The 12654-nt window shown below is 53.2% G+C and carries 6 protein-coding genes; 2 read left to right on the forward strand and 4 right to left on the reverse strand.

The annotated features are described in order from the left end of the window. Positions 1 to 1847 precede the first annotated feature (1847 nt). Positions 1848 to 2618: a hypothetical protein gene (locus tag A0257_20065; protein AMR29161.1), complete on the forward strand. Its 771-nt coding sequence runs from the start codon at positions 1848 to 1850 to the stop codon at positions 2616 to 2618. Between the two features lie 2466 nt (positions 2619 to 5084). On the opposite strand, the gene A0257_20070 is transcribed toward A0257_20065, so the two are convergent. The 4 genes from A0257_20070 to A0257_20085 form a co-directional block, all read right to left on the reverse strand. After that, on the reverse strand, positions 5085 to 6806 hold the full coding sequence (locus A0257_20070) for a hypothetical protein (protein AMR29162.1): 1722 nt from the start codon (positions 6804 to 6806) through the stop codon (positions 5085 to 5087). A gap of 143 nt (positions 6807 to 6949) precedes the next feature. Further along, on the reverse strand, positions 6950 to 8848 hold the full coding sequence (locus tag A0257_20075; protein AMR29163.1) for a hypothetical protein: 1899 nt from the start codon (positions 8846 to 8848) through the stop codon (positions 6950 to 6952). A 153-nt stretch (positions 8849 to 9001) separates the two neighbouring features. Then, a complete protein-coding gene (locus A0257_20080; protein AMR29164.1) occupies positions 9002 to 10075 on the reverse strand; it encodes a hypothetical protein in 1074 nt (357 codons plus the stop codon). A gap of 81 nt (positions 10076 to 10156) precedes the next feature. Then, on the reverse strand, positions 10157 to 11608 hold the full coding sequence (locus A0257_20085; protein AMR29165.1) for a histidine--tRNA ligase: 1452 nt from the start codon (positions 11606 to 11608) through the stop codon (positions 10157 to 10159). A 100-nt stretch (positions 11609 to 11708) separates the two neighbouring features. Between A0257_20085 and A0257_20090 the strand changes: the two genes are divergently transcribed. Then, positions 11709 to 12587, forward strand: coding sequence for a hypothetical protein (locus tag A0257_20090; protein AMR29166.1), 879 nt, complete (start codon positions 11709 to 11711; stop codon positions 12585 to 12587). The last annotated feature ends 67 nt before the right edge of the window (positions 12588 to 12654 follow it).

Here is a 12654-nt window from a genome sequence, read left to right on the forward strand (position 1 = left end):
ATTAAAAAGTGAAGCAAATACGTAATTTTGTTGATAATCGATGTAATCTAGACACAGAGTTTCAAAGTCTGGTTTCTGAGCTAATGCTAACTTATTTATACCTTCCAATTCAGGCAAAGGATTACCAACGTAATTATATTCAATGTCATTTATTTTGAATGTATGAGATTTATTCTCACTTCCTTTTGCTACTTTGTATGTAGCATGTTGAGTGTCAAAGGCATTTAATCTTGATAGTTGAGCAATGTCATTAACTATTAATTCATCAGTTTCTTTTCTGTAAAATAAATATTCGCTCTTAGCAGCACCATTTTTAAGCATCTCTTTGGTTCCCTCTTTTGAAGTTGGATAATCATCAACTGCATCTTTAGCTTTTGCAAGCTGCCCCATTACTTGAGCTTCATAAGTGTCTCTGTCTAAGTATTTATCAAACTCATCAGCAGAATAAAGCATTACTAGCTTGTTTCTCACCTCTGCGTTTCTAATTCTGCCAATAATTTGAGGAATAGTGGTGGTAATGTCAACTTTAGTATGGTCTTTTCTCCCATCAACAATTACGTAGCTGACAGCATGTGTATCAAATATGTCTTGTCCAGAAAATGCAGTCGAAGTATAGAAATTTATTTTTTTAGCAGTATCGGTAGTGCATCCTATCTTGTAAGCAGTGCCTAAGTCATTCTTTAATTTAGCTCTATTTTCACTAGTATTCGCGGTAACTATTTTTATTAGATTAGCTAAATTAGTGCCCTTGTAAGCCTTTTTTACCTTTCTAATAATAGCAGTAATACTAGTGACTGAATTTAGAAAAATATGAGCATTAAATAAAATTAATTCTTCCTGAATTAAATAATAAAGAACTAATAATGCTGAATAATCATCAATATTCTTTTTAGAAGTTCTGCGTTCAATACTTACAGTTTCTATATTTTCCCACTCCACTTTGACTTTAGGAATATTTAATAAAGCAGGTAATTGATATTTTTCTCTTACAGGTGTAGCAGTCATTAGGCAATAAGATTTAAATTTACTCATATTATCCATGATATTATAAATAGCGCCATATCTGTAAGCACCTGCTTCTAACATCATGTGAGATTCATCAACTAGTAATTTCCAATCCCTCACTTCATCTTCTAATGCAGTTACTATGTTTGGTAAGGAGTCATAAGTAACTATTATTTTCTGTCCACCATCCTTAATAAATAATTTCACCTTCTCAATCCTAGCTGCTGCTCCTTTCTCATCATTTTCATTAACTGCATCCCCATCAATAACACAAATATTTACTTTATTTTATTATCTTTGGCCCAGGTTTGTTTATTCTCTCCTATTCCTTTAAATGGCATAGCAATAACATACTTCACTTGATTCTGTAGAGCTACAGTAGTTCCACCGCATCCAGTAAGTACTTTATTAAAATGGCAATTGTCTGGTAAGTCATCAAATCCTTCAATATCTGATAAATAACGTTGATTGCCTTGTGCATCTATGGCAGAGCCTGCTTTGATGATTCTTTCCTCTTGTAAATTACTCATAGTTGATATTTTAAGTTTATTATCTCTTATTAAATTGTCTGATTTTGCTCCTTTAAAATCTTCTTTATATAGGGTTCTTGCAAGAATTTCCCGACAGCATAAAGCAAAAAGAGAGGCAACTATTAGCTGCCTTTGATTCTGCTGTTTTATCTTATACAAAGATAGTGAATAATTATTTAATATACAAGCTTTTATATGTAAATTTTTGATTTATTTTCTCGAACTTTTCACTACATTGCAGTAGCTTCTAGCACGTTGAGTGCATTTGAAGCCAAATTCAGCCTATTCTACCCACTTTAGCAACCTTTCATCATGCTTGCATTCATTGGATTCATAGTCCTCTTGATTTTTGGTAAGTTTCTCTGGGATACCTATGTTACTGGTAAGACTGATAAGGATTGGGAATCTCACAAGAAGAATGAGCCTGAGAAAGCTGCTCGTATAACTAACAGCGCCACATTTGACATGAGCAGTGATTACAAGCCCAATTCTATGCACCAGCAAGCAAGCCTTAACATGATTGCAGCACAGCTTCAATGTGAGTCATCAGAAGCTAAAGAAACTTATCAAAACGTAATCAGAGAAGAATTAGCTAATGAAGCAGGCAGCTTTGAACAGTTTAAGCAGTCAATCAAAGAGATAAGACAGCATAAATATAAGCAAGCTCTCTCAATGCAATTTGACCCTGATGATACTCCTGCTGCTTTTATGGAGCGTTGGATGCAAGAACTGCTAGATGAAGTTAGTAAACCTAGTGTAATTATTAATATTAATGCTAAGGATTATTTAGCAAAAGCTAATGAAGCTATAGCTAAAAATAATCGTGAAGAAGCTATTGATTTATTAGAAAAATCACTGCTTTACATAGATAAGAAATCACCTCATTATCTGCAAAATGCTGTTGGAGAATGCTACTTAGCTTTACACCTTTACATAAGGGCATATGATTGCTTCAAAAAGGCTTGGTGTAATGTAATCTTATTTGAGCTTAATAATAAGACTTTAGTAGATAAAATCATCACTAACAAAGATAACACGCTTTTACTCGCCTTGATTGAATCCACAGAAGCTATTAAAAATTAAGCCTAAGCTTACTATCGACCATAAAGAACAAGGGGAAACTACCCATTCACCAGAAATTCTTGCAGACTCTAATGAAGCTGAAAGACGAGCAGTAGCTAAAGCTCTTGCTGGCAACAAGTATGCTCATCTTGCTGCTAAAGCTTCTACTCCAATTGTAGAGCCTGACCCTTCTACTGCTAAAGAATCTTTTGAAGCAGGGGATGAAATGTCTCTTTGAATCAAATTCTCTGTGTCAGCAAGGAAGTTAGGTTAAGCATACAAGCTCTATTTTGACTAATCAGCTTTTTGCTTGTTATTCAATCACCCTATTATATAGCTTAATTTTAGAAATTTCTAAATTTTTTATTTATGTTAAATTTAAAGGTTACATCTAAAACAGACCCTGCCTAAGATTTGAGGTTGATGTACCCAACCACTTTTTCAATAGTTAATTAATCAGCCGAATGAAAAATCTATTACAGATTGCACTCATCATACTTTGTTTCCCTACACTTTCCGCTGTAGCTCAAACGGGCAGTTACTCAATGTATAGTTTAAAGGTATACGCACATGGTGGATTACAAGCTAAGCGTGAGTTAGAAGCAGGTAAACATATTTTAGTTGTTAATGAGACAGAATCTAAGATAACTTATGGGGATGATATTTTTAAAATAGTTGGCAGAGGAACCCAACACGATGACAAAAATGTGGTTGTATATACTGTAGAGCAACCATCTGATAATGCAGAGACAGTTAGTAATTATATAAGTGTAGACACATTTTTTAAAATGATTCGTTTTATTAGTCCTGAAAAAGATAAAAATGGATACACACCATACATTGAATTTAATTTTAGATAGTTATTGTCACTTTGCTGTTAGGCTGAGCTTTATCCAGCGAAATGAGGATGAAAGTATTGTTACTCATAAACCATTTGCTCTGCTCTTGTTATACTGACTTTTAATCCCTTTCATTTCAGCCAGCATTGGCAGGCTAAAATAAACAACTTTACACCAAGCAGTAATAGGTTTTGAACCACTTATTACTGTGCTGCCCTGATAAGGATTTGAGCAAAATGTAACATTTATGCTTACCTTATTTCCTTGCCATGTGTAAATAACAATATCAGTATCCAACCAGGTCTTAGTATTTACCACTTTTGGTTTACCATAAAGGGACTTGTAGAGCTGTATCAATTCTTTTCCCTCATAGGTTTCTACAGAGAAATCTACTCTCCTAAGCCTTTTATTAAAGAAGTAGTATATAGGAGGGTATATTTTCAAGTCTCCAATAGTTGAATGCTTGTTTTTGGCTCCATAAGTCTTCAATTCCATTTTCTCTAAATACCAGTCAAGCTTTTCGTTAAAAGATTCATCGTATTTAGTCATCACAAACCCATCGAAGACTAAGCCTTTGCAATTATCAATAGTTGAGCCGAATATATAGCCTTTAAAACCATTCTTTGCGTCTAAGGCAGTTATTGAGCCTTGAGCTATTGAGTGATAAGAGACTACTAAGCCAAGCAGAAGGAACAGGAGGGTATTTAGATGCTTCATAACTAGGTAGATTTCCGCTAAATGTAAGTGACTTACTGTAAAGTGCAGGCACTCTTAGCCCTCAAAAATTGCTCATTATCGGGTAAGTCCAATTTTGGCAATCTATAACATAAGATGTATTAGCCTGATGTAAAGGCTTTTGTCAGTCATTTAAGGAGCATCTTACCGGCATTTGTTGTATCTTCCGGTAATCTAGTGAATGAGACTCTTAAAAAGTGCATTTAGAGCTAATAGAGACACATTTAAGGCATTGATGACCACATGCCCATCATGTCAAATGCCATAGTCTTATTCGCTTTATTTCCAGTGAGCTGGAAAGTTTTGGTAAAAAATATCGGGTCAGTTTTTCCTGCCTGATACCAAAAAACCGGTCTTCAAACAACTGCCAAAACCGGCCCGTAGGTGCTAAACCAGTGGTGGCAGCAAAAAGTGACCTGCCGCTGCAAAACTACTGCCGCCAGTGTGCGGGCAACTCAGTACTTGTTCAGCAGCAAGGTAGTAGCGCGAACTGGAAAGTTCGCGCTACTACCTTGCTGCTGAATAAATTATCTAGCGAGCGGGGGGGTAGGCCACTGGTTTGCAAGGCGTTAACCACAGTTTCGGCCAGGCCGGCGGGCCAGCACCTCGGCCAGCAGGGCGGCGCTGGTAGCTGGCCCAGCCGGCCGGGGCCTGAAAAAAAGCCGGCCCGCAGACGGCCGAATGATAGAAAAACAGCGTGGTCTAAAAGTAATTATTTCTGATGGCGTATGATTCCTGGGCCAGCCCTACCCCCCCTCACAGCGAGCGCAGCCTGTGAGCGGCGCGCCGGCCAGCAAATGCATAAAGCCCGAAAAAGCCCAGCCTGGCGCGCCGCGAGAGTCGGCTAGCCAAGCTGGGCTTCAGGAATATAAAATGCACTAGGCCTGCGCTTTAATTACGCAAGTTCGCGGTACTACTCCAGGTGGCTGAGGGCCGTATTGAGGGCCGTGAGCACGGTTTGCAGGCTTTTTTCGGGGTCGGGGCCGAGGTTAATATGCAGGGCGCGGCGGCCTTTGTCGCGCAGAGCTTCGAGGTCGCCCTGGGCCTGGGCATTTTCAAAGGTGCCGAAGGTGTAAGTGCGGCCGGGCAGCGGCAGGTCCTGCGGGTGGTCGGCGGTGAACTGCACGAACAGGCCGGTGTTGGGGCCGCCCTTCTGGTACTGGCCGGTCGAGTGCAAAAAGCGCGGTCCGTAGCCCGAAGTGGTGGCGATGCGCAGCTTGTCCTGCACCTGCTTGCGGAAGGCGGCCAGCTGCTCGTTGAGGTGGTCGGTTTCGTGCAGGTAGGCTTGCAAGGTCATAAAATTGCCGGGCCGGGTCTGCTGGAAAAACGCCAGCAGCACGCCGGCCGCATCCTGCCCGCCTACCTCGCTGTAATACGCCACGCCGTCCTGAGTGGCGGTCGGCTGGCCGGCGTCGGGCAGCTTGCCCTTCTCGGTTACTTCCTTCATCAGCTTGTCGGTGGCCGTTTTGGCGGCCTGCACGTTGGGCTGGTCAAAAGGGTTGATGCCGAGCACGATGCCCACCACGGACACCGCGATTTCCCAGCGGTAAAACTCGCGGCCCAGGTCCATCGCCTCTTTCAGGCGAATGATGATGACCGGGTGGCCCGCCTTTTCCAGGGCCGTCAGCTTGTCCAGGTTGCCCTGGTCCGTAAATTCCTCGTAGCCCACGTACACGAACACGCGGTCTTGGCCATACTCGTCGGGGCGGCCCAGCGGCTCGCCGGCCACCGGCAAAATGCCCTTGCCTTCCTTGCCCGTGCTTTCGGCCATCAATTGCTCCAGCCACAGGCCCAGGCTGCTCAGCGAGTCGGGGGTGATGAGCGTGAGCTTGTCGCGGCCCTGCTGGGCCAGCACGCCCAGCGCCGCGCCCAGCGCCAGGCCGGGGTTGCCGGCCACCGGGCCCTGCGCGCCGCAGTTGTGCATCATCTCCACGGCACCGTGCAGCAGGCTGCCAATGTTGATGCCGCTGAGCGCCGCCGGCACCAGACCGAAGTACGTGAGGGCCGAAAAACGCCCGCCAATCTCCGGAAAATTCAGGAAAATCTTGCGGAAGCCTTCCCTAGTGGCCTGCTCCACGAACTTGGAGCCGGGGTCAGTGATGGCCACGAAGTTTTCGCCGGCCTTGTCGCCCTTGATAGCCTGGAGCTTGTCATAGAAATAGTCGCCGAAAGCCAGCGGCTCAGCCGTGGTGCCCGACTTGCTGGCCACCACAAACAGCGTGTGGCGCAGGGGTAGCGACTGCTCCAGCTCGGCCACGGTGCCGGGGTCGGTGGTGTCCAGAATGGAAAGCGTCAAATCGCCCTGGCCCCGGTGAAACGAGCGGTCGAACACAATCGGGGCCATCGAGCTACCCCCCATGCCCATTACCACTACGTGCTGAAAGCCAGCTTCTTTCACCTCGTGCACGAAGTGCTTGATGTCGGCCACGGCGTTAGTCATCACCTCCGGCGTGTTAAGCCAGCCCATAAAGCTGCGGATGCTCTGCTGCGCCTCGGCGTTCTGGGTCCAGAGGGTGGCATCTTTCTGCCAGAAGCGGGAGGTAAAATCCTGGTCGTTGAGGGCCTTGATTTTGGCGTCGATTTCGGGCTGGTACTGCCCCAGGTGGTAGGTGGCAGCGAATGAGTTATCGGGCATGGGGTTGGGGGTTGGGAGGAAAGAACGTCATGCTGAGCTTGTCGAAGCAGCTCGCTCACATTGTTGAACGGTTGAGGTTACTTTACCATGCGAGATGCTTCGACAAGCTCAGCATGACGTTCTGGATAAACATTCTTACCTAATTATTTCAAAATCGTAACGGTGCCGGTCTGGCTGAAATTCTGGCCCACCTCGTCGCGCAGGGTGAGGTGCCAGACGTAGGCCCCGTTCACCGGCGCGTGGCCCCGGATGGTGCCATCCCAGGTTTGGGTGCGGTCGGTGGCGCGGAAGGCTTCCTGGCCGTTCTTGTCAATTACTACGAAAGAAAAATTATTTAGGTAACGGCCCTTCAGCGCCAGCACGTCGTTGAGGCCGTCGCCGTTGGGCGTAAACGCATCGGGCACCACCAGGCGCGGCTGCCGCACGAGGGTGGCCACGTTGGAATAGCTCACAGTGCCGGCCGGTAAACCTGCCCCGCTGGCCTCAATGCGGTAGCGCAGCACCTGGCGGTCGGTAGGGGGGGTAGGGTCGAAGTAGCTCAGGCCGGTAGTAGCGGCCGAAGTGGCCAGCACCGTGCCATCGGGGGCCAGCGTGAGCACCCGGTAGCTAGCGCCCGCCGCCGGGCTGCCCGGCCCCCGAAACGCCGACCAGTTCAGCTGCGCCGTGAGGCCGTCGGGGTCAGCAGCGGCCACGGCCAGCAGGCTGGGGCAGGTGGGGGGGGTAGGGGCCGAAGCGTTGCCGCACACGTCTTGCAGGCGCAGGGTGTAGCAGGGCGGCGCGGCCAGCAGCGGGGCCAGCGCGGCGGGGTCGCGCAGGGTATCGGTGGCGGTGGGCAGGGCCGCGAAGTCGAGCGCGCCCGGCCCGCCCTGGCGGCTATACAGCAGCTGCCCGCCCGTCGGCAGCGCCGCGCCGCCCGCCGGCGTGGCCGTGAGTGTGAGGCGGCCCGCCAGGTCAAAACTGGCATTGAGCAGCGGCGTGGCGGGGGGCAGGGTCGAAACTGCCTGCACCACCACGTCGTTGGAAATGCTTTGAGCGCTGCCCGCTACGCTGGCTTGCAACTCGTAGGTGTAGCTAGTGCCGCAGGTCACCGCCGCGTCAGCGTAGGCCGTAGCCGAGGGGGGTAGGGTGGTTAGCGCGGTGCCGTTGCGCAACAGTGTGTAGCCCACCACCGGCCCGGCCGTTTGCCAGCTCAGGCTATTGACGTTGTTGGCCGAAGTGCCCGCCAGCTGAATCGTCGGCACCGGCGCCGAAAAGGTCGAGTCAGTGCCGCACACGTCGCGCCGGCCGATACGGTAGAGCCCTGCCTGCGCGTTAGTGAGCGTAATAGGAGTACTCCCTGCCCCGGCAAAGGCGAGTACCCGCCGAAAGTTCCCAGGGCTGCTGGCAGCGGCGCGCTGCAAATCGTAGCGATAACCAGCGGGTAAGCCTGCTGCGTCAACACCCAGCGTGATAATAGGCAGCAAGGTTTGCACTGTGAGACGGCTGAGCACCGGCGTTTGCGGCGTGGCTAAGACCGGTACCGTTTGGATAGACTGATTAGCGCACAAAAAACCCGTGCCTAAGTAACGCCCAATGATAGTAACAGTGCTGCCCGCAGGAGCGGGTAGGGTAATAGGGCCGCTCGTGGTGAGTGGACCCACGGTAGGTCCGTTATTTACCTGTGCGAAATACTGGTCGTAGCCGCTGTTTGCCAGCGTTACCAAGACGGTGCCATTTGAGCAGGGCATTAGTTGGAAAGTCGGTACGATGCCACCGCCAATCTGGAAGGTGCGCACATATACCGTGCCCGTGCCCCCCGCCATGCTCGAATTAGTCAGCTCCGATACTGTAAATGTGCCAGTAGTGGTAAACGTATAGGTATTACCCGGCAGTTGGCCAGGCACGAAGTCGCAGTTAACAGGCGTGGTACCGGTACCCGGCAGTACGTTGTAGTATAGCAGCTTGGGGTCAATAGTGCCCCTGCAGGCCGCCGGCTGAAACCGGACGACCCGCCCAATACAGGTGTTTTGCACCTCCTGTCCCAGCAGCACATCAATCAGCACGAAGGGTGGGTCGCAGGTAGCGGATGGGGTGCTTACTACGCATTGCGCCGAGGCCAACCGAGGTAGGCCCAAACTCAGACCCAGCAGTAGCACTGGTAGCCAACGACGCAACGCCAACAAAATAAACAGTTTCATGCCCAGCATAATTGCTTTTTATATCCAATTGTATTCCCGCACGAAGCGGGCGGCGCGGTGCAGGTCGGGAGCCAGCAGCCGGTCGGGAGCCGCGAAGTTAACTGCCTCGCCAAACGCCGCCACCATTGCTGCCAGCGTCGGGCTGCCGGGCGCGGGCCGCTCCGGCATTTGCGCCGCCGCCAGCAGCTCCAGGCCCAGCAGCTGCTCGGTGTTTTCGACCACGCGGCGCACTTCGGGCGGGGCGGGGGCGAGGCCGCTCAGCCGCTGGCCAGCAGCGGCCAGGCTGGCCGCCACGCCCGGCAGGGCCAGCAGCCCGGCCGGAGCCCCGGTGGCCAGCAGGCTGCCCGTGCGTTGGGCCGAAGCCTGGCCCATTTCCGCTACCGTGCGGGCCAGCTGACCGAGGGCCAGGGGTAGCGACGCGGCCCCCCCCGCGTTGCAGACCGCCTCCACCACCTGCGCCACTTGCGTCAGCTCGTGGCTGGTGTCGGGCGCGGGCGCGCCCGCGCTGAGCGCGGCAATGACCAAGCTGGCGCGCAGCAGGTGGGTAGCGCGCTCCAGGGCTTCGGTGGCGTAGGCCAGCGCAAACTCAGCGCCACTGAGCAAGGGTGGGCCGGCCTGCGCCGGCAGCGCCAAAGGGGCCCAGCCAAACAGCTCCAGCACGTCGGCCGCGGCCAGGCGGTAGCCCTGGTAATTGACGTCGCCCAGCCCCAGCAGCGGCAGAGCTAGGTGCGCCAGGGGCGTTTCGGCGGTGCCCTGCTCGTACACCACCGGCCACACCTCGCGGTTGTAGAAGTCGAGCAGGCGCTTGGCGACGGCGGCGGGCGCGCCGGCCGGCACCTGGCTCAGCTGGTGGGCTTTCAGCAGCAGCAGGCGGCGCACCAGCTCGGGGGACACTTCGGGGCCGGTGCCGCAGGCGAGGGCCAGCAGCCAGGAGGCCGGCCGCGCGCCGGCGGCCGGCGCGGGTTCGGGGGGGTAGGGAGCGCGTAGCCGGGCCTCCGTCTCAGCAGGCAGGCGCTGGGGCTCCTGGCTGCGGAGGGCGGCGGCCAGCGCGGCCAGCGTGAGGGGCTGCGCGAAGGAAAAGTAGTCGTTCAAAAGCAAGTGCGTTGTTAGTTGCTGGTCGTCAGCCAATGGCTTATGCAGGAAATTCCTTTGAATGACTTGGCTCTACCCTGCTCACACCGTGAGCGCCGCCACTACCTCGCTCAGCGCCAGCGTCTTTTCCTCGCCGGTTTTCAGAATCTTAATCTTCGCCGTGCCCGCCGCTAGCTCTTCGGGCCCTAGCACCAGCACCAGCGGAATGCCCTTTGCATCGGCATACTTGAACTGCTTGGGCAGCTTGCCGGCGTCGGGATACAGCTCGGCCGGGATGCCGGCGGCGCGCAGCTCGGCCAGCAGGGGTAGGGCGGCCCGGCCGCTGGCCTGGTCGAAGTGCGTGAGCAGCACCCGCGTGGGTGTTTCGCCGGTTTCGGTGAACAGGTCGAGGCTTTCGAGGCAGTCGTAGATTCTATCGACGCCAAACGAAAACCCTACCCCCGACACGCCGGGCAGCCCAAACGCGCCGGTCAGGTTGTCGTAGCGCCCGCCGCCGCTCACGCTGCCCATCACCACGTTGTTGATTTTCACCTCGAAAATGCAGCCCGTGTAATAGCTCAGGCCGCGGGCCAGGGTAGGGTCGAATTCCAGCTTATCAAACTGCCGGAAGCCCGAAGCTTGCAGCAGGTCGCGCACTTCGGCCAGCTCCTGCAGGCCGCGGTAGTAGGTGAGGTCGAGGTTGTCGTCGTCGGTTTCGGGGGTGGGGCGGGGGCCGTCGGGCTCCACGCCGGCCGTGACGAAACCAGCCAGCAGGCGCTCCAGCTTCCCGGCATAATCGCCTTCTACGCTGAGCAACGCAACCAGCGTGTCAATGGTCGGCTCGGTAAAGCCTTTTTCCAGCAGCTCTTTGCGCACGCCATCCTGCCCAATTTTGTCAAGCTTATCAATGGCCACGAACAGGTCCGTTTCCCGGCCCTCGCCGCCCAGCGCCTGGTAAATGTTGCGCAGCACGCCCCGGTGGTTGATTTTGATGGTAAAATCTTCCATCCCCAGGCCATTAAAAACCTGGGCCATCATCAGCACAATCTCCGCCTCGCAAAGCAGCGAAGTGGTGCCCACCACGTCGGCGTCGCACTGCCAGAACTCGCGGTAGCGGCCGCGCTGGGGGCGGTCGGCGCGCCACACGGGCTGCATCTGGTAGCGGCGGAAGGGGAAGGTGAGCGTGCCCCGGTTCATGGCCACGTAGCGGGCAAAGGGCACGGTGAGGTCGTAGCGCAGGCCCTTTTCGGCAATCTTGGGCAGCACGGCTTTATGGCCGGCTTCGAGGTCTTCGGCCGTGAGCAGGGGGGTAGTCTCGCCGCGGCGCTCCTTCACCAGGAAGTTGCCCGAGTTCAGCACTTTAAACAAGAGCTGGTCGCCCTCGTCGCCGTACTTGCCGGTGAGCACCGACAGGTTTTCCAGGGTCGGGGTTTCGAGTGGCGCGTAGCCAAACAGCTCGAACGTGCGCCGGATGACGCTGAAAATATACTGGCGGCGGGTCACCTGGGCCGGCCCAAAATCGCGGGTGCCTTGCGGAATGCTGGGTTTTTCCATTACGGGGCAAAGGTAGTTTTTAGAATGACTACTGAGTAGTGACTGATGACTGCGAAGGCCAACTCTACGTATGCGGCTCACTGCTCACTTGCGCTTCCCGATGCCCCGTTTCTATGTCTGCCTGGCCTGGCTGCTGACCCTGGCCGGCCCCGCCGCCGCCCAAAACACCAAGCTGCTCAACGATACCCTGCGTCATAAGGAGCAGTATAATGTATTCAACCCCACCCCCCGCCGCCTCATGCGGCCGATGGTGCCCGACCGCCCCGGCATCACCGAAAGCCCGTATTCGGTCGATGCGGGCCACTTTCAATACGAAACCGACGTGCTGCGCCTGCTCACCCGGCGCGAGGGGCCGACCCACGGCCACGACTGGTACGCGAACCATTTTCTGGCTAAAATCGGCCTCACCGACCGCACCGATTTTCAGGTGGCGCTGGATATGTTCACCTATTCGCACAACTTCGACGACAGCCAGGTGGGCCAGAATCCGTTCAACCAAAACCAGCTCGTGCGGGGCGTGGGCGACGTGACGCTGCGTCTCAAACACACCCTGCTGGGCGACGACGACAGCCGGGGCGCGCTGGGCGTCATTGCCTACGTGCAGCTGCCCACCGGCGGCGCGGTCGGCGATGGCGGCTACGAGCCCGGCCTTACCCTAACCGGCGTGTTTCAATGCACCCAGAAATGGAGCGTAGGCGGCCAGGTAGCCAGCAATTTCTTCTACGACCCCGAGGCCGGCCAGCACTACTTCCAGCTCACGCCCACCGTCACCACCGACTACCAGTTCACGAAAGTCGTGCAGGCTTTTGTAGAGCTGGTGGGCTACTGGGACACCCGGCAGGCCGCCTGGCGCAGCTCCATTAACCTGGGTCCCCAGCTCGACATCAGCGACAATGTGCAGCTCGATTTTGGCACGCATCTGCCCATCACGCACTCCGTGGACCGGGAGTATTTCCTGGGAATAAGCTTCCGCCGATAATGCGTAGGGTAAGCTTTAGCTTGCCAAAAGCGCGTGCGGTAAGCTTTAGCTTACCATTGAAAAAAAC

It is taken from the genome of Hymenobacter psoromatis, assembly GCA_001596155.1.
GTDB lineage: Bacteria > Bacteroidota > Bacteroidia > Cytophagales > Hymenobacteraceae > Hymenobacter.